General features: G+C 65.0%; 18 protein-coding genes and 1 pseudogene. 2 read left to right on the top strand and 17 right to left on the bottom strand.

Going from position 1 to position 16,486, the window contains the following annotated elements; all coding sequences use genetic code 11:
* Positions 1–12: 12 nt before the first annotated feature.
* From AC13F2_RS01715 to AC13F2_RS01635, 17 genes and pseudogenes are all read right to left on the bottom strand, one after another.
* Complete coding sequence (locus AC13F2_RS01715; protein ID WP_482964152.1) at positions 13–1,449, bottom strand: conjugal transfer protein TraH; 1,437 nt, start codon at positions 1,447–1,449, stop codon at positions 13–15.
* On the bottom strand, positions 1,439–2,269 hold the full coding sequence (locus tag AC13F2_RS01710) for a conjugal transfer protein TraF (RefSeq protein ID WP_482964153.1): 831 nt from the start codon (positions 2,267–2,269) through the stop codon (positions 1,439–1,441). The genes AC13F2_RS01715 and AC13F2_RS01710 overlap by 11 nt, the downstream gene beginning before the upstream one ends.
* A pseudogene (locus AC13F2_RS01705) lies at positions 2,266–3,999 on the bottom strand (conjugal transfer protein TraN). Before AC13F2_RS01705 ends, AC13F2_RS01710 begins: the two are co-directional and overlap by 4 nt.
* A complete protein-coding gene (trbC, locus tag AC13F2_RS01700; RefSeq protein ID WP_482964154.1) occupies positions 3,996–4,748 on the bottom strand; it encodes a type-F conjugative transfer system pilin assembly protein TrbC in 753 nt (250 codons plus the stop codon). Before trbC ends, AC13F2_RS01705 begins: the two are co-directional and overlap by 4 nt.
* A complete protein-coding gene (gene traU, locus AC13F2_RS01695) occupies positions 4,745–5,758 on the bottom strand; it encodes a conjugal transfer pilus assembly protein TraU (protein WP_050599555.1) in 1,014 nt (337 codons plus the stop codon). Before traU ends, trbC begins: the two co-directional genes overlap by 4 nt.
* On the bottom strand, positions 5,755–6,393 hold the full coding sequence (gene traW, locus AC13F2_RS01690) for a type-F conjugative transfer system protein TraW (RefSeq protein WP_082835680.1): 639 nt from the start codon (positions 6,391–6,393) through the stop codon (positions 5,755–5,757). Before traW ends, traU begins: the two co-directional genes overlap by 4 nt.
* The gene (locus AC13F2_RS01685; RefSeq protein WP_050599556.1) at positions 6,390–6,911 is read right to left on the bottom strand and encodes a S26 family signal peptidase; all 522 of its coding nucleotides are present in this window, start codon (positions 6,909–6,911) and stop codon (positions 6,390–6,392) included. The genes traW and AC13F2_RS01685 overlap by 4 nt, the downstream gene beginning before the upstream one ends.
* The gene (locus AC13F2_RS01680) at positions 6,908–7,294 is read right to left on the bottom strand and encodes a type-F conjugative transfer system protein TrbI (protein WP_482970441.1); all 387 of its coding nucleotides are present in this window, start codon (positions 7,292–7,294) and stop codon (positions 6,908–6,910) included. The genes AC13F2_RS01685 and AC13F2_RS01680 overlap by 4 nt, the downstream gene beginning before the upstream one ends.
* The gene (locus AC13F2_RS01675; RefSeq protein ID WP_482964155.1) at positions 7,287–7,667 is read right to left on the bottom strand and encodes a hypothetical protein; all 381 of its coding nucleotides are present in this window, start codon (positions 7,665–7,667) and stop codon (positions 7,287–7,289) included. Before AC13F2_RS01675 ends, AC13F2_RS01680 begins: the two co-directional genes overlap by 8 nt.
* Entirely contained in the window at positions 7,664–10,207 is a 2,544-nt protein-coding gene (gene traC / locus AC13F2_RS01670; protein ID WP_066284723.1) for a type IV secretion system protein TraC, read from the bottom strand. The genes AC13F2_RS01675 and traC overlap by 4 nt, the downstream gene beginning before the upstream one ends.
* Positions 10,204–10,791, bottom strand: coding sequence for a hypothetical protein (locus AC13F2_RS01665; protein WP_050599560.1), 588 nt, complete (start codon positions 10,789–10,791; stop codon positions 10,204–10,206). The genes traC and AC13F2_RS01665 overlap by 4 nt, the downstream gene beginning before the upstream one ends.
* Positions 10,788–11,660 carry a DsbC family protein gene (locus AC13F2_RS01660; RefSeq protein ID WP_050599561.1) on the bottom strand — a complete coding sequence of 291 codons (873 nt, stop codon included), beginning with the start codon at positions 11,658–11,660 and terminating at the stop codon, positions 10,788–10,790. The genes AC13F2_RS01665 and AC13F2_RS01660 overlap by 4 nt, the downstream gene beginning before the upstream one ends.
* The gene (locus AC13F2_RS01655) at positions 11,657–12,973 is read right to left on the bottom strand and encodes a TraB/VirB10 family protein (protein ID WP_006834211.1); all 1,317 of its coding nucleotides are present in this window, start codon (positions 12,971–12,973) and stop codon (positions 11,657–11,659) included. Before AC13F2_RS01655 ends, AC13F2_RS01660 begins: the two co-directional genes overlap by 4 nt.
* Positions 12,973–13,788, bottom strand: coding sequence for a type-F conjugative transfer system secretin TraK (locus AC13F2_RS01650; RefSeq protein WP_006834210.1), 816 nt, complete (start codon positions 13,786–13,788; stop codon positions 12,973–12,975). The genes AC13F2_RS01655 and AC13F2_RS01650 overlap by 1 nt, the downstream gene beginning before the upstream one ends.
* A complete protein-coding gene (locus AC13F2_RS01645) occupies positions 13,785–14,354 on the bottom strand; it encodes a type IV conjugative transfer system protein TraE (RefSeq protein ID WP_066284719.1) in 570 nt (189 codons plus the stop codon). The genes AC13F2_RS01650 and AC13F2_RS01645 overlap by 4 nt, the downstream gene beginning before the upstream one ends.
* Positions 14,355–14,366: 12 nt before the next feature.
* Positions 14,367–14,654 carry a type IV conjugative transfer system protein TraL gene (gene traL / locus AC13F2_RS01640; RefSeq protein ID WP_006834208.1) on the bottom strand — a complete coding sequence of 96 codons (288 nt, stop codon included), beginning with the start codon at positions 14,652–14,654 and terminating at the stop codon, positions 14,367–14,369.
* A gap of 31 nt (positions 14,655–14,685) precedes the next feature.
* Positions 14,686–15,018 carry a hypothetical protein gene (locus tag AC13F2_RS01635; protein ID WP_482964156.1) on the bottom strand — a complete coding sequence of 111 codons (333 nt, stop codon included), beginning with the start codon at positions 15,016–15,018 and terminating at the stop codon, positions 14,686–14,688.
* 368 nt (positions 15,019–15,386) lie between these two features.
* Between AC13F2_RS01635 and AC13F2_RS01630 the strand changes: the two genes are divergently transcribed.
* Together AC13F2_RS01630 and AC13F2_RS01625 are read left to right on the top strand one after the other, a co-directional pair.
* Positions 15,387–15,878 carry a hypothetical protein gene (locus tag AC13F2_RS01630; protein ID WP_063511185.1) on the top strand — a complete coding sequence of 164 codons (492 nt, stop codon included), beginning with the start codon at positions 15,387–15,389 and terminating at the stop codon, positions 15,876–15,878.
* Complete coding sequence (locus tag AC13F2_RS01625) at positions 15,871–16,086, top strand: helix-turn-helix transcriptional regulator (protein WP_063511184.1); 216 nt, start codon at positions 15,871–15,873, stop codon at positions 16,084–16,086. The genes AC13F2_RS01630 and AC13F2_RS01625 overlap by 8 nt, the downstream gene beginning before the upstream one ends.
* The last annotated feature ends 400 nt before the right edge of the window (positions 16,087–16,486 follow it).

The following is a 16,486-nucleotide window of genomic DNA, read 5'->3' as shown; positions in this document are numbered from 1 at the left end:
GCTGCCTGACCCTTATGGAACGATGGAGCGGGACTGCATCCCGCGGGACCAGTCGAGCGCGGCCGCCATCGACGGCGACATCGAAGCGGCGAGCATGTTCTCGATCATCGCCGTTTTCTCAATGATCTGCATGATCGCCGAGACCCGCGCCTGTCCGGTCGCTTGCCGCTGGGCGAGGCTTGACCGGACCTCGGCGACCTGAGCGCGCCAGATCGCGAGTTTCGCTTCATCGGCCGCAATGAAGCTCGCCATCGAGCGTCCGGCCTCTGCGGTGATGCGTTCGAGGATGGCATAGAGGAGATCGATGCTGGCGATCTCGGTCAGCGTGTTGCGGTCGTCGGTTGCCATCCCGCGTCCATAGGCCGCCTGCACGGTGAGGATCTTGTAGAGCGGCACCGATGCCACCTGGAGCAATTCCTTCTCCTCGTCGCCGATCGCGGTGTCGCTGCGGATGGCCTCGACCATGCTGCCGATGAGCCGGGCAACGCGCGGCCGGATGGCCTTCGCGCTCGAGAGGCTCATCTGCTGGAAGGTGGGGTTGAGGCACTGGTCGGGCTCGTCGCACTGGAACACCCGCACCGACTGGCCCTGCGTCCCGTCGAGCAGCGCGGTGACGAGAGTCGAAGAGGCATCGCCCGCGAAAGGCACGAATTTGCCCGGTTCGTCGTCGCGGGGCGGCACGTAGATCACCGTGCCGATGAGCGTCATCGCATATTCGGCAAGGCCGCGGTCGAATGTGCCACCGGGGTTAAAGAAGGCGCTCTGCTTGAGGACATGCCAGGTGTAATTGCGCGGCACACCGGGATTGACGTCGGCATAGTCGGCGCCGGCACCCTCGTTGGTCGAGGCGCGCTGGCCGCGCGTCCCGCAGCCGTGTTTGGCGGCGGCATAGTCGGTAAAGATACCTTCGGAATTGCCGATCGCTTCGCAGATCGCCTTGTCGGCGAGATCGCCCTTGGGCCAGACGCCGCCGACCAGCCCCTGCGCCATCTCGCAGGAGTTGATCGAGAGATTGTTCATGAGCTGCGCCTTCTGGCTGAACTCCTGCATGATCTTCGAGCATTCGGGGCAGACGGTGTCGATCGCGAGGCTGAAGGCGAACCCCACCGCATTGTTGGCGACGGCCTTGAGCAATGCGACCATCTCGCTCGCGTTGATGAAGGAGAAGGACCCGGCGAAGATATCGATACCGCCGCAACCAGCGCGGGCACGCGGCAGCTGGAGATTAGCGATGTTGGTCGTCTTTTGCGGGAAGCGCGTCCAGACATTGCCGAGGCTGTAATAGCCCGCCGACTGGCCTTCGAACGCGCTCGGCCCGGTGACATTGGCCGCAGCGCCCATGTCGTCCATGAAGCGGTCCATGCTGTCGCCGACGTTTGCGGCGACGGGGGACGCGACCATGCTGGCGGCCGCTATGGTGAGCGCCGCATTGCGGATGCTAGTAATCATGTCCGGCTTCCTTCGAGGTGAGGAGGTAGATGCGATCCTGCAGCTCGTCGGCCGAGAGCACGCCGTATCCGATCGGGATCGGGCGCCTGGCCACGCTGTCCCACAGCACGAGCGCCGGGGTAATGCCGGGTTCGAGCCCCATGCGCGGCCGCTGGCCGCTTTCGACTTTGTAGTCGGGGAAGTGCCGAGACGGTCCGCCATCGGTCGAGATCGCCCGGACCGTGATATGCCAGCGGTCCGCCACCGAGCGCACGATCGGGCTCATCACTTCGCACGCGCCGCAGGTCTGGGCGAAGAAGTAGAACAGTCCATAGCGCTCGGAGAGCCTGGCCATCACCGCATCGCGGTCGGCAGCGCGCGCGTCCTGCCATTGCTTCTTGGCGAGCGCGCCAACCGGTCTCTCGAGCGTGTAGTCGAGCTCGGGATCCTGCCAGATCGCGCGCTGCCAGACATCGGAGAACAGCGAAGCGCGGTCGAGCTGAGCACGCTGGAAGCGGATATAGGCGGTGACGTTTTCCGGCGTCGGATAGAGGATTGCCCGTGCCTTGAGTTCGCGCAGTTCTCCCGTGACCGCGTCCAGCTCCTGCGTGGCGGTTACCTGGGCCGGTGGCTGCGCCATCTCCGGCTCCTCTGCCGGCACCGGCTTTACGCAATAGAACCAGTAGCCGAGCCTGCGCTGCTTGCAGTAGAGGCTGTCTGCCGAGGCAGCTGGCTCTACCTGGCGCGCTTCCTGGGCAACTGCCCGAACGGGAAGCAGTGCAGCGAGACACATGGCCAGTGCTGGGAGGGCCAGCATCGGCAGTGATTGGCGGCGCGTCATTGGCCACTCCTTGCGTAATAGTCTTCGATTTTCTGCTGGATGAGGATGCTGGTTTCGAGCTCGTCGGGGAGCCGCGCAGCCTCGGTGAACTCGGCATAGACTTCACTGAAATCCATCTGGCTGAGGTCGAGACGGGCGAACTCGTCGAGCGTGAACCCCTCGCACTGCTCTTCCTTGGGCTTGTCCCAGGGCTTGGGGAGCTGGCGCCGGCCCTGTTCCTGCAGGGTTCGCGAGAGCTTGCTCTCAAAGCAGCAGTAGACCTTCTTCTTCGTCAGGCAGACGCCGAGGAACTTGTCCGAACAATAGGTCCCCACATAAGCGCACAATCCCTGCGCATCGCGCTCGTGAAGCAGCACTTCTTCGCGGTTGCAGCCGAGCGCGACCAGTAGGCTGATCCCGGGGATGAGCGGGAAGCCCTTGCCCTTGCAGCAGTTGAGGACGCCAAAGACCTTGGAGGAGCAGGTGTTACGCGTGCCGCGGAACAGCGTCAGCGTCTCGGGATCAAACTGGCCGCGGGCCTCGTCCATCGCATGGAGCGCGGTGACAGCATCCTTGAACTCGTCGTTCGCAGTGCGCTCGATCGTCTCGCAGCTGCCGTCGATGCAATAGACATCGCCGTCGCAGACGTACTGGGTGGAGCTGTCGTTCCCGGGAAGCGGGCACTCGTAGATGCGCTCCCAGGTCTCGCAGAGAGTTTCGTCAGTGAGACATTCCTCGCGGACAAAGCGGCAGGTGCCCTGGCTTTCGATGTCGGAGCAGTCGGTCGCCGCTTCGCGCGCGATACAGGTGTAGCTGCGTTGCCATTCCCAGCAGGGCCGTGTGACAGAGACGCCATCGACCACGCGGGTCTGCGGATCGCTATCGGTGCAGATCTATGCGTCCAGCGTGCAATCGCTATTGTCCGCAAGACCTGTGCACTGGCTTTCGTCAGGGATCGTTGTGACGGTGGTCGCCGTGACGATGCGGTAGGGCGTCTGCCCCGCGACCTGTTCGTCGCAGGTCAGCTCGGTAATCGGATCGCCCGGCTCGGTGCACCACTTGCGACCGCCGGACCAACCCCACTGCAGGCAAGGACCGTCCCGGTGTCCGGTCACTCGGCAAAGAGCGCCCGAAAACTCTTCGCAGTCCGGCTCACCTGCCAGGTTGAAGCTGCCCAATGGGCTGCAAAGGTAATGATACTGCGGTTGCTGGCTGACCCTTGCGACGAGCGGGACCGTGCATTGGCCAACCGACTGATCGATCCGTGTGCCCGTATTGCAGGTCGCGGTATAGGTGCCCGCCGACCCCGAACCAGGCGGCAGCGGAACGCACGATCCCTGGCTGCCCGAAATTGCCATGCCGCTGGTGTAGTCGAGCGGCGTCTCGTTGATGGCGAGGCTGCGCGCGATCACGTCCTCGATCTCGTTCGGCTCGAACCGTGCGCGATTGGCCATGCTGTCGCGGATCGTCCGCATCGGCGTGCTGGTCGTAGCGGCGCTGCGGGCGCGGGTCTCGATCTGGTCGGGATCGCGCGCAAGATCCTGCAGATCGCGCGTCGCTTGCGGATCGAAATTGGGAACGCGTGCTGCGTCGGGATTGGTCGTTGCTGCCTCGCGCGCTTCGCCCAGCAGCTCGGTGGCAAAGTCCTTGCCGTCGGCCCTTGCTGCATCGCGGGTCTGAGCCTGAATGGAAGCCGCGCTTGTGAGGGTGACGAGTGCCACAAGGAGATGGGCGAGGGTTTTGGCGGTCATGGCCGTTCCTCCCTGGAGAGCTGGCGCAGATGGAGGCGGGCAAGTTCGGCGCCCGGACCCTTGCCCGAGGCAAAGGTCTCGAGGACTTCGCCCACGCTGATGTTGCCGGCGATGCGGTCGTGCGGCGGCACCTCGCTGGTGCAATCGAACCCGTCGCAGGGACTGAACTCGGTGCTCAGCATAATGAAGCTCGGTGCAGCTTCGATGTTGAAGGCGCGGAACAGCCTTGGATCGATGCCGAGCGAACCGGCCGCGTCTCGGGTGCTCCAGATGGCGGCGAGCCGCTTCTTGAATGCCTCGCTGTTACCTTGCGGGAAGCCGCGCAGCACGGTGACGCCTCCCGCCCTGGTCATGTCGTGGACCAGCGCCTTCAGCGCTTCGGGCGGCATCGACAGGCTGGCAAAGGCAATGAAGCGTGGGGCTGTCCCAAGCGATGCCTTCTCTTCGGCGGCTTGCCCCGCGATCATCGCATCGAAGTCGAGGACGGCGTCGGTCTCGATTGCCTTGATGCTGTCCGCATAGGCAGCGCGATTGGCCTGCGCTTGCGCCTGGATAGCCTGTGCATCCTCGGTCAGCGCCTCGGCGCGTTGGCGGACATTGGTGCTGAGCGCCTGCGCATCGTCGGCATGTTCGGCTGCACGCTCGCGGATCGCTTCGAGGTCGATGCCTTCGGGCGCACTCTGGGCGAGAGCGAGGCCACCGAGGGTGACGGCAAGGCCGACGGGCAGAAGGAGGAGGTACTTGTTCATAGCGCGCAGCAGTTCCGCTTGCGCCAGACCAGGTATCCCATGTCTTCGCCGATGGCGGGGATGACCTGTCCGGCCGATTGAAAGGTGGTGGAGGCGCCGATGGGCGGGCAGGCGTAACGGCCCGAGGTCGCCGGGTTGGGGTTGGTGGCCTGGAAGCGGTATTGCTGCTTGCGCATCACCGGCATCAGGTATTTGCCGCACAGGCCCTTGGACCCCATCGTCCCCCACGAGACGAGTTCGCGGTGGAGCTTGTAGGCAAAGCGCGAGAGCACGAGCCGCGAGGCCTGGACGTGGCCTATGCTGGCCGAGACATTGCCGTTCATCGGGTACATCGAGCCCTGGCAGCCTGCGCACCAGAACATCTCGTCGATCGGCAGCTTCGCGGTCGAGGCGACGCAGTCGGCCGCACAGGCAGCGAGCGCCAGCGGGTTGGCGAAGAGCACGGCCTCAGGGTTGATGATCGCGGTGAGCTCGGAATCCTGCCACAGCGGATCGATCTCGGAGATGTAGAGAATGTCGATCGAGCCCGATTCCAGGCACAGGAAATCGGCGACGATCTCCATCCAGTAGATCAGCGGATAGGCATACCAGTGGACGTGCCAGCTCGAATAATACTGGCTCGCGCCGCCGACCGCCGATGGACCCGAGATCGAGCGGAAGCCGATATCGAAGCCCGGATCGAGTTTCATGCCGCCGAGGTTCACGAAGCACCACGGCTTCATGCTGACATCGGCAAGCCGAACGGGCTCCCAGAAGCCCATCGCGATCCCTGGTCTCAGACCGCACAGGCACACCGGCAGATCGGGGTTATCGGGATCGGGCCGGCTCGACGGCCAGATGTCCAGCCCGCCGATGGAGATCGGGAACAGGCAAGACCAGCAGATGTCGGTGATCGGGTTGACAAAGCTTCCGGTGCAGCGTCCCGGACCGGCATCGGCCATCGCGGGCGTTGCAGTGGCGAGACCAAGAATGGCGGCCAGCATGAGCGCCAGCTTTCTTAAGTGCGTCATTGGGCCGTCCTCCTTTTCGGTGGCAGCGCGATTTCGCTGATCTCGAGCAGGCGGCCCTGCTGGCGCACGCGTGCGGGCACCGATCTGATCCCGAACCTCTCCGTGAGCTTGCCGCCCTGGTCGAAATAGAAGCGGCGCTGGCGGGCCTTCATCAGCTCGAGCGGCGCACCCTTCACCAGGATCAGCTTGGCATTGGCGGCCTGCTTGAGCGCCCAGGCGAGCTGGTCGGGATCGTCGCCGTCGAGGAAGAGAAGTTCGGCGCGTAGCTGCACGCTGTCGAGCGGATTGACCCTCGTGCCAGCGGCATGGATCAGCTCGCCTTTTGCCCCGCGGATATCGGCAGCGAGCGTGATCGTCGGATCAAATTGCCAGCGACGGGCTTCGCTGGCCCGGACGATTCCGGCGACGGGGTCGGGCCGGTTCACGCGCGCGATCGTGCGGCGCTTCAGGTCTTCATTGAGCCGCGCGGTCTCCCCCGAACGTTCCATCTGCGTCAGGCGCGAATGAATCTGCTCGAGGAGGTCGCGCTCGATCACGGGAAACACCGTGCCGCGCTGGCCATAGTCGCGCGCCAGCACCTCGGCAGGGCAGAGCAGGACTGCAAGTAGGGCCGCAGGGAGGATGAGCTTGCTCACAGGATCGCCCTCCCGCTGCCCAGGATCTGGCCGCGGCAGACGAAGCCGATCTCGGCGTAGCGGCTGTCGAGGCCGCGCTGATGGCTGGTCCCGGTGTAGAAGCAGCCGTCGGGGATCGGGCCTTCGGGGCCCTTGTGAAGCGCAATGCCGAGACGGGTCTCATCGAGCCGCGCGGCGATCTTGCGGCCGTTGATGAAGACCTCGTGGCCACGGTGGCTCACGACATCGCCCGGCACGCCCAACACCCGCTTGCCGAAGAGCTGCGCGCCTTCTCCGAAATGCGCTTCGACGAGTCTGCTTGCCGGCGGCTCGAAGAAGATCAGGCTGCCGCGCTCGATCCGCGCATGCTTGTCGAGCCAGAAGGCCCAGTTGGGCAGGCTCGGGCTGGCATTGATGAGGAAGGCATGGTCTTTCGCGAAGGCGTCGACCGCGCCCCATCCAAGTGGCAGCAGCACCAGACCGGTCAGGACGAGCGGTCGTTTGAGCGTGCGGACAAAACGAGAGGCAAAGCGCGTCACTGGCCGCCTCCCTGCCCAAGCTGGCGAGCGATCCGCACGCGCAGTTCATCGGTAGCATCGGGGGCATCGCCCGCGAGCACTGCTTCGCCGACCAGCACCACGCGGCCATCGGCCCCCATTTCCGCAACAGCGCGCTCGGACGCCTGAAGGAAGGCGAGCACGCGCGCCTGGCTGGCTTCGGGATCCTGCTCTGCGCGCGCTTCGGCATCGACGAATGCGGCGATGGTCTCGGCAAGCCGGACGGTGACGATCTGCTGGCGCGGCTCGGACAGTTCGCGGCTGACCCAGGCTGCCCAGAGTAATGCGACCACGAGCGCGAGCACGCCGAGAATTCTCAGCATCAGCGGGCGATTAAAAGATTGTAATCTGCGCGTCTCAGTCAAGGTTTGCCTCCCGGGCCGAATGGTTGTCGAGATCGGCCGCGAGCCGCCTCAGGAAGCGGGGCATGCGAAACAGCGTCACCGCGCCTATCAGGATGAGGAAGCAGCCCTTGAGGTCCTGGCTGAACAGGCTGCGGCGCAACGCGTCGGCTTCGAGGTAACGGTCCGACAGATTGGCGAGCTGGGTGAAGAGGCCGCCTAGGTCCCAGCCTGCAACGAACAGGAACAGCGCGAGCGGCAATCCCAGCACGATCAGCAGTGAAGTCGCGGCAAAGCGCGCGGTCTCGATGAGGACGAAACAGCTCCCTTGCAGGAACGGCAGCAGGCTGCGGAGATTGGCCGGAGGGGTCCGGTCGACGAGATGCGAGACCATCATTGTCCGCCTCCCGCCACGATCCGGATGGCATCGGCGAGGCTGTGCCCGCGCCGCTCGCAGTCCTGGATCGCCGCATAGGTGTCGGGATCGGAGGAGTAGATCGTCGCCGAGAAGGGATCGAGCACGAGCCGACCGACCGCCTCGGTCTCGGGGCCTTTGATGAAGACCTCGCTGTACTCGGTCCCCGAACGCTTGAGGCTGCGGATCAGCGTCTCGGTGCGGTCGTCCATGTCGAGCCGCGCGTTCGCCCTGAAATCGGCGATCGTCTCGGCCTTCTGCTGAAGTACCAGCATCCAGTCGCTATTCTCGAGCGCGGCGCGCGCGCCGTCGGACTTGTAATAATCATTGAGGGACTGGGTCGCGGTGGCGAGCGCGCCGCCGTACTTGCGGGCAGTGCGGGCATAGGTTTCGACGAACTCGCCCATCGACCCGCCCTTGAGCATGGCCCAGGCCTCGTCGATCAGCAGCAGCTTCTTGGTTGCTCGCGACGAGCGGGTCATCGCCTGGCTGGTCATGAACATGATCGCCGAAAGGACGACGCTGCGCAGTTCCTCGCGGCTTGCGAGATCGCTCATCTCGAAGACGGTAAAATCATCGTCGAGCGCGAAGCTCGCCTTGCCTGCAAAGAACCCGCCGTAGCTGCCGCCGCGGCAGAAGGGCGCGATCGCGGTGGCGAGATCGCGGCCCGCCTCGCTTTCCGATCCATGGAGCGCATGCGCGACATCGTCGACCGATGCGCCGCTGCCGAGTGCCTCCCAGGTCGCGGTCACGGCCCGATCGATGAGCCCGCGCTCGGTATCGCTCGGCGCGGTGCCGGGACGCGCCATCTGGCCAATGATTGCCTTGATCATGGCGAAGCAGTCGAGGCGGTAGTCCTCGTCTTCGTGTGCGCGGGCATCGTCGACCATCGAGAAGGGGTTCAGGGAAAAGCCCGAGGCGAGCGTGAACTCAACGAAGCGTCCGCCCTGCAGTTTGACCGAATGCTCGAAGCTGCGGCCGTCGTCGATCACCACGACCTTGGCACCGGCGCCGCGCAGGGCGGCGCAGAGTTCCTGCAGCAGCACCGACTTGCCCGAACCCGACTTGCCGCAGATCGCGATATTGTGGTTGCCGGCACCGTTCTCGAATGGCGACCACCAGAAGGGCTGGCCGCGGCGGCCAACGAGCAGGAGGTGCGGGATTACGCCGCCGAGATATTCGCCCTGCATCGGCGCGATATGTGCCGCTGTCGTCGAGAGCATGGTCTTGAGACGCTTCAACCGCGCCATGTCGTCGGCGAGGCCATCGGCGAGGCACAGGGGAAAGGCAGCGACGAGGCCTTGGAGCTGGAGGAAGCGCTCGTCGGCAAGGTCCCAGCCCGCCGCCTTGTAGATCGCCTTGATGATGCGTTCATGCGCGTCGCCCTGGCCGAGCGGCGAGATGCTGGTGAGCCCGTAGAACAGCTTCACGAGCTTCTTGCCAGCCTGGAGTTCGGCCTGGACGTGGCGCCACTCGGCCGACTGTTCGGCAAGCTTGGGCAAGAAACGCGCGCTCTTGGTCTGGCTGAGACTGGTCGTGCGCATGAACTTGAAGCCCGCGCGCGCCGAAGCAGCTTCCTGGTCGGGGTAGACCAGGCACAGCATGGTTGCCGTCGGACAGGGGAAACGCAGCTTGTCGGTGAACATGTCGCCGATGAGCCGCGCGCATTCCCAAGGTGCCCAGCGCTCAGGGGTAGAGCGCACGGCATAGTGCCGCACATCGAAATGGTCGGGATAGCATTCGCCGACTTCAGGATTGCCCTCCTCGTCGCGGCCCGTCTCGCGAAAGCGCTCGGTCCTGAGGATCAGGCGATCGTCGCCGACCTCGAGCTCGATGTCGCGGCGGATCGCTTGGGACTGAAGCGTATCGTGCGGGTTCCACGCATGGATATCGGTCTCGTGCGCGGTAGTCGGCGAGGTGAGCTCGTCGATCAGCGCCAAGAGGCCGCCCGGACGCAGCTCCTGCGCGTGCAGTCCGAGCGAGTGGAGCATGCCCATCAGCCCTTCGCGGCATTCCGAAAGTTCCGCGTCGGTCACGCTTCCGGGCACCGGCACGCCGAGCGAGACGATCAGCCGGACGTTGCGAGCATGGAACGGCGCATGCGCCGAGCCCGAGCTCCAGACGAGATCGTAAAGGCGCCTGGTGCGCGCTCTGGCGATGGCCTCGTAGATCCCGCCCTGCTCGTAGCGCGGAGCGAACCAGGGGCCGACCACGCTGCCGATCCGCGGAGATGCGAAGTTCAGGACCTGGAGGCAGGCGCCCTGCGGCAGGCCTTCGGAGAAGAACTGACCGAGGATCTCGCCGGTCCGTTCGTCGGCCCCGATCAGCGGGGTGACTTCGAGCACGAAGCCTTTGGAGCGGGCGTTGCGGTAGAGCTTCGCCCCCTCGTCATAGACCCGGTAGGGCAGCCAGTCCGAGAGCATATCGAGCCCGAAATGCGCCCGCGGCTTTTCGGGCCGAGCCGTGTCGGCAAACAGGCCCCGCGAGAGTGCGTCGCGCGCGGCAGCAAGGGATAGCGTCACTGGCTCTCTCCTTCGGTCATGTCAGGTTGGGGGACCGGCTCGCGGGGAGGGGAAAACGAGCCAGGTCCCCCGGGTTCCGGCGCGTCAGCGCCGGGCATCGCCGGAACGGGCTGCGAGGGGATGAACAGCTGTTCCGGCAATGTGTCTGCCTCTTGGATTTTTGGCGGTTGGAAATCGGTTGCGGGGTTGCTCTCGCGCGTCGCGGCAATAGTCGATGCCAGCGAGCGCAGGACTTCGCGGCGGCCCTGCGGCGTGCGCCAGCCTGTCCCTGCCTGTTCGGGCAGCGTCAGGTGAACGACGCGCGCCTCATGGTCGCGGCCCGCCGCGTCACGGTAGCCTGTCAGCACGACCAGCAGGCGACGAACCGCTTCGCCGGTCGGGGTCACCGTCCGATGCGCGTCAACCGTGTCAGCCTTTTCAATGCCGGTCGCCCCGGCATCGATCGCGGAAGTCGGCGCGCAGGTCCCTTCCGGAGCCCGGCAGGCAAAGCTGCCTTTGACGTTGCCGCCGAGGCTGGCGCAGCCACTGGCCAGGAGGAGCGGCGCAGCGAGCACCATGGCGCGAAGGATTGGAAGCCGGCTCATTGCGCCACTCCCTTGCCTTCGGCGACGAAGCGGCGGATCGCCGCGGCATCGCGGTAGCCATGAAGCACCGCCCCATCGCGGGCGCGCACGATGACCGGAGTTCCGGCAAACCCGTTGGCCTTCGCGAAGGCTTCGTTGGCATCGAGTGCCTTGGCCTCCTTGCAGGTCTTATCAGTCGCCAGAGCCTGGCCGGAATAGGCCGCATGGAGTGCCTTTGCCGGATCCTTAGCGCACAGCACCGCCTCGGAAATCTTGCGGCTTGCCGCGCCGAAGATCGAGATCGGTCGCTCTTCGACATGAACCTTGGCCTTGGCGAGTTCGGCGGTCAGGCGCTGGCAATACCCGCACTGGAAATCCGAGAAGACGACCAGGCGTTCGCCCTTGAGGTTGCCCCAGTGGATCGCGCCGGCAGCCGGAAGCGACGAGAGGTCGACATGGTTGGCGGCCGCCTGGACAGGCGTTTCGTCGCGTCCCGCCGGCGCGTCACTGGCTACGCGCGCCGCACCGGCCGCGAGCAGATCGGGATTGAGTTCGAGCAGGCGGGCGGCAGTGACGTCGCGCCGTTCTTCCATGTCGTAGAGACGGCCTACGAACAGGTAGCGGGCGGTCTCGTCGATGTAGAACAGCGTGTCACCCGAGACGACTTCGCACCAGGGCCCGAGCGTGTCGCAGCTGATCGCATCGATCGGGGTCTTGGGCAGCCGCAGTTTCAGCGCCTGCGCGACATCGCTCGCCATGCCCGCGGCGCTCGCAGGCATCGCAGTGACGGCAGAGACGCCGAGCGTCAGCACGGCGGCGGCGCTCGAGAGGGCAAGGGCAAGGTGGGCGGCGCGCGCCTTCAGGCTTGGCGGCGAGTCATTGTAGTTCATTTGGAGGGGCTCCTGACGTGGACGCCGTCGAGAAAGACGATCTCGACCTCGATGCCGGTCGGCATCTCGACGACGGGTTGGTATTGTTCGGCGCGTTCGATGAGGTATCGGCTGACGGTGTCGGCGGCTTCGCCGGCACCCTGGCCAAAGCCACCGGCGAGGATGTCGGTCGGCGACAGCGCCTCGCGCTGACCGTTGGCGCCGACCTGGCCGGTAAAAATGCCGTTGGCGTTGGCGGAAAATCCGCGGCCGAAGCCGCCCACAATCCCGGCGAGCAGCGCCTGGCTGACAAGGCTGCCTTCGCGGCTGACCACGCGGCCGCGCACGCCCGACTTTCCGGCGAAGGAGATGAACCCCTTGACCTCGCTCACCGCGAAGCGCCCACCGGGTTGCGCGCAGGTCATGCGCACCAGCTTGACGTAGACCTTCTCCGCCGAGAGATCGCCGCGCGCCGCGCCATTGACGAGGCAGCCGGTGATATCGGTGGTGAGCAGTTTGTTGCCGCGCATCACCGAGCGGGCCGGACCGGTGATCCGGAGCACCACGGGAAGCGGATCGCTCTGGCTGGCAACGCCGGTCGAGGCATCGACACCCACGATGACCGTTGCCGGTGCGTAGCTGTTGGGCGGAAGGTAATCGCGGCTCGCTTCGAGCAACAAGGCTGGCGCAGTCTCTGCCGCACGCGGCTTGCCGTCCTTGCCCGTCTCCGCGCTGAAGCTCATCAGGCTGAGCTGTCCGCCTTGCGTTTCCGGCGCTCCTTGCGGTGGCTGGACAGCTCCGCCGGTGCCGACGCCGGGTCCATAGGCAGGTGGCGGTGGCAGTGGCGGCGCGGCGGCAGGTGCCTTCGCAGCTTCGCTCAGCTGTGATCGCAGATTGGCATTCTCGGCCGAGATCGCGTCGATCGCCGCCTGGCCGTCGGAGCGCATCTGCGCGTTCTCGCTGCGCAGGGCTTCGAGCTCCTGTTCGATCTCGGGGCGCGGCAGCTGGGCCTGCTGGAGATCCTTGATCGCGCGGCCCTGTGCATCGAGCCGGTTACCGTAGCTCGCGACGAACTCGCGCTGCGAGAGGTTACGATTGACGAGGCCGCCGGTGTCGATTGTCGCCGCACCATTGGCATCGGTGCCAGCCTCGTCGCCGTCGCCGCCGAAAATGAACATGCCGCCGCCGATGAGCGCGATGGCCCCGATCCCGGCGAGCAGCATCTTCTGGCGCTGTGCGATCTGCGAATTGAGGTTGCGCCGTCCGCTTTCTCGCGCTTCCGGCGAGCCCGGCAGAGGCCTCTTTCCGGCGTCCTTCTGTGGTGCCTCGGCCATCAGTCGAGTCCTCCCTTGGCAAAGACTAGGAAGGCACTGGTCGCTTCACCGGGAGCGAGTGCATCGCGGCCATAGGCAAAAGCGAGCGCGCCTGCGGCACCTTCGCGCTCGGAGCCAAGCGCAAGGCTTTCCTGGCCGAGGTTGCGCACGAGGAAGCGCTGTCCGGTAAGTTCATCGCCCTGGTATTCGGCGACCAGCTGGACCTCGATCCCGCCGGTACGGCGCGGAGCCGACAGTTCGGCGCGGGCAGTGAATCCGGGCAGGACGGCATCGCTCGCCATCGCCTCGATCAGGCGGATCGCGGCGTCCTCGGGACCGGTCTCGGTCTCCCATTCGGTGGCCGCGGCTTTAGCGAGCGCGGGATTGGTGATGAAGAGCTGGGTCGCTTCCTCGCCGCCGAGACGGCAGGCGAACTTGTAGACGTAGCCCGCCTTGCTGGTCGCAAAGAAGCTGACCCGGGCAGCGGCAAATTGCGGGGGCACGGAGATATAGATGTCTCCGCGCACTGGCTCGTGCGTCACCTGGAAATCATTGTAGGGAAAACCGCTCGCGATCTTCGAGACATTGGCAAAGCCGTCATCGATAAGCGCGATCCGGGTGAGTTCGCCGCGAGCGAGCTCGCAGTCGATGGTCGCGTTGTCGGCCGCTTCGACGAATTGGTCGGCATACGCCGGGACCGGCGCGAGCGCGAAGGCAAGCACGGCGAGGCCGGTCAGCTTGAGCCCGGGATCGGGGCGCCTTGTCGCGCCGATCGCGAAACAGGCAAGGCCGGTTCCGGCAAGCGCAGCAGCGAGGGGAGATGGGAGAAGGCTCATTGGCCGGGTTCCTCCTTGTCGGTGGGAAGTTGCTCAAAGCCGGCGAGCGCAAGGCTGAGGCCACGCTTCGACCAGCGGAAACGGAAGGAGCGGCGCTGGCTCGCGATCACCTGCGTGCCGACAAAGGTCTTGAGCGTGCCGGTGACGGTCGAGGTCAGGGCCTTGGGGTCGACGTGCATTTCCGCGATCACGAAGGCCTGGCTGATGTCCGAGCCGCGCTGTTCCTCGACGATTTGGACGAGCTCGGCCTTGAGGCGGCCGTGCGCGGCGGGATCGGCGAGCTTCAGGATGTTCGTCATCCAGTAATCGAGGCTTTCGGGCGCCCGGTTGAGGAGCATCAGCGCCGTGTCGCGGGTGACGAGCTCGAGATAGGGCGCATCGATCCCACCGCTCGAGACGGTGATCCGCTCGGCGGTAATCGGCACCAGCACCACCTGCTCGTCGCGGGTGACCGCGGCGCCGAGGCTGACCAGCGTGGTCAGGCCTAGGACACCTGCCAGCACGGCAAAGCGGTTGCGTTGCCGCAGGTAGGTCTGCGCCTGTTCGTGCGCGAATTCTGCTCGCATGGGTCGCCTCCCTCAGCCCGCCAACAGGCGGCAGTGGGAGGGCGGCGTGGCCTTCAGCCCGAGAAAGCTCCCGGGCAGGTACCAGTACGCAGCATGCACCAGTGCCGAACCGGCGCCGCGTGCCTTTGCCTTCCGCAAGGCAAGCCAGGCCCCGGCGGCCAGGCCGATACCGATGAAGATATGCTGCGAGAGAATGCCCCAGGCGAAGGGAATGAGAATCCCTGCAAACTCGTCGATGGTCCAGAAGCCGATGAGCTCCGGGTCGTCGAGCCGCCGTGGAACGAGGTACCTGTCGGCCATGCCGCCCTCCTGTCGTGACCGGATCCGCTGATCAGATCACCGCGGTCACGACCGAGGTGACGATCGGAACGCCGGTACCGACACCGATCCCGACGCCGACCGGCACCGCGACCTGGCCGAGTGAGAAGCGCCCGGAGGCGAGACCGATCAGACCGCCCGCGAGGCTGAGCACGGTGATGATCTTGCCGCCCGAGCCTTCGAGGAAGTCGGTGAACTTGGTCAGCGCGGGATCGAAGGTGGTGTCGGCGCCGGCAAAGGCGGCACCGGCGCAGGCCAGTGCCAAGCAGGCGGGAAGAACGTAGTCGCGGCCCCGTGCACGGTTGGGCGTGCGCTGTTGGACCGGAAGGGCAGTCTTGGTGGTCATGGATGGAACCTTTCGAGGGATTGAACATCAGCCAACGATGCGTTCGCTGTATGTTCTTTCCTCTCCCCGGAGCCGGGCTGTAGGAAATCGGGAACTGGATTTTGGGGCTGCTGCCCAAGCAAAAAGCGACATCTGGAGGTGCGCAGGCTGGGATTCGCGCAGGTTGATCGCGGATCAGCGCCAACTGTGCCGAGTTTGGCGAGGAGCGTGCCGCCATATGCGCGAACACGACCGGAATTCGCGCGAATCGCCGAAGGAAGCCGATTCGGTGGTTCCTCTATGTTCTCTAATTGTTCTTTTTGTTTTCCTACAGGCTTCCTTCGCGGTTAGCCGGTGAGTCGATCACCTCCAGAGATAAGGATTCGTCGATGACCAACATGGCGCTCTTTGCCGAACAACAGGTTCGCGCCGACCTTGCCCGGCTGCTTTTGGCTGCCGTCGAAGCCAGCGGCCGTGCACGCTGCGACATCGCGCGCGACGCGCAGATCCATAAGGATGCCCTGCGCCGCGTCCTTGCCGGTGAACGCTCGGCTAGCCTCGGCGAAGCCTTGCGCGTTCTCGCCGCGTGCGGCGTCGCTCCTCATGCCCACCTGCTGCTGTTCCTCGTCAGCAGCGGCGATCACGCGATTGCCTGGCTGCAATCGGACCTCGCGCAGTTCTTCGAGGACTTTTCTGGCGAACTGCCTTCAGCGCTCGAACGAGTCCTAGGCAACCAGGTTCATGAGGTGAAGCCGCGTTGGGCCAAGGGCACGGCACACCGTGTCGCCCGCCTGCTTTCCGATCACATCGATGAGCTCGAACGTAAGGACGCGCTGCTTGGCGATGTCTTCGCCGGTGCCGAAAGAGGCCATCGTGGGTGAAGAGATCGACAAAGGAGCGACGGAGTCTCGCCGGGTGACGCGGCTTATTCGCTTGCCCGAAGTGCAGCACCGCGTCGGGCTTGGCCGTTCGACGATCTACCGTTGGATGAGCGAGGGCAAGTTTCCCAAACCCGTACAGCTCGGAGGCTATTCCGTGGCATGGTCGGAAAGAGAAGTCGAAGCCTGGATTTCGGACCGCCTGAAGTGACCGCTTATTGGTCTGGAGCTGACTGGTTGGAGGCGGACGTGCCATCGACAGGGGCAGTCAAAGGCATCCTTTGCGCGGTCGCCAGATCGAAGCAGTCGGCCCGATACCCTCGAGTATTGGGAGCGCTCGTCGCTGCAAGAACCGAGCTGCTTTCGGAAGCCACCGGCGCCTATTAAGGAACATACAATATTGAGTAGGTCGAGCCGATCATGACAAAGTGCATCGAACAAGATTTCCCGTGTCAAAATCAAGAGTACGATGCGTTCGATCAAATAGCGCTCTTAGAGCCTGACCCGAAACTAAGTTGGGTGATATCAGCGAGTTAGCTTGACGGCCAAATCCAGGGCTGATTCAGGAGTTTTGCGAAGAACTTCTGGAGATCAGTGATGTGGACCGATAC

It is taken from the genome of Qipengyuania sp. L-5Y (genome assembly GCF_056859455.1).
Note: the sequence above shows the minus strand (reverse complement) of the source record. Positions and strands in the feature narration are given on the sequence as shown.

Excerpts from the sequence above, each read along its gene's own strand:
- AC13F2_RS01715 (WP_482964152.1), bottom strand. The coding sequence starts at position 1,449 with ATGATTACTAGCATCCGCAATGCGGCGCTCACCATAGCGGCCGCCAGC.
- AC13F2_RS01710 (WP_482964153.1), bottom strand. The coding sequence starts at position 2,269 with ATGACGCGCCGCCAATCACTGCCGATGCTGGCCCTCCCAGCACTGGCC.
- trbC (WP_482964154.1), bottom strand. The coding sequence starts at position 4,748 with ATGAACAAGTACCTCCTCCTTCTGCCCGTCGGCCTTGCCGTCACCCTC.
- traU (WP_050599555.1), bottom strand. The coding sequence starts at position 5,758 with ATGACGCACTTAAGAAAGCTGGCGCTCATGCTGGCCGCCATTCTTGGT.
- AC13F2_RS01675 (WP_482964155.1), bottom strand. The coding sequence starts at position 7,667 with ATGATGGTCTCGCATCTCGTCGACCGGACCCCTCCGGCCAATCTCCGC.
- AC13F2_RS01665 (WP_050599560.1), bottom strand. The coding sequence starts at position 10,791 with ATGAGCCGGCTTCCAATCCTTCGCGCCATGGTGCTCGCTGCGCCGCTC.
- AC13F2_RS01660 (WP_050599561.1), bottom strand. The coding sequence starts at position 11,660 with ATGAACTACAATGACTCGCCGCCAAGCCTGAAGGCGCGCGCCGCCCAC.
- AC13F2_RS01655 (WP_006834211.1), bottom strand. The coding sequence starts at position 12,973 with ATGGCCGAGGCACCACAGAAGGACGCCGGAAAGAGGCCTCTGCCGGGC.
- AC13F2_RS01650 (WP_006834210.1), bottom strand. The coding sequence starts at position 13,788 with ATGAGCCTTCTCCCATCTCCCCTCGCTGCTGCGCTTGCCGGAACCGGC.
- AC13F2_RS01645 (WP_066284719.1), bottom strand. The coding sequence starts at position 14,354 with ATGCGAGCAGAATTCGCGCACGAACAGGCGCAGACCTACCTGCGGCAA.
- traL (WP_006834208.1), bottom strand. The coding sequence starts at position 14,654 with ATGGCCGACAGGTACCTCGTTCCACGGCGGCTCGACGACCCGGAGCTC.
- AC13F2_RS01635 (WP_482964156.1), bottom strand. The coding sequence starts at position 15,018 with ATGACCACCAAGACTGCCCTTCCGGTCCAACAGCGCACGCCCAACCGT.
- AC13F2_RS01630 (WP_063511185.1), top strand. The coding sequence starts at position 15,387 with ATGACCAACATGGCGCTCTTTGCCGAACAACAGGTTCGCGCCGACCTT.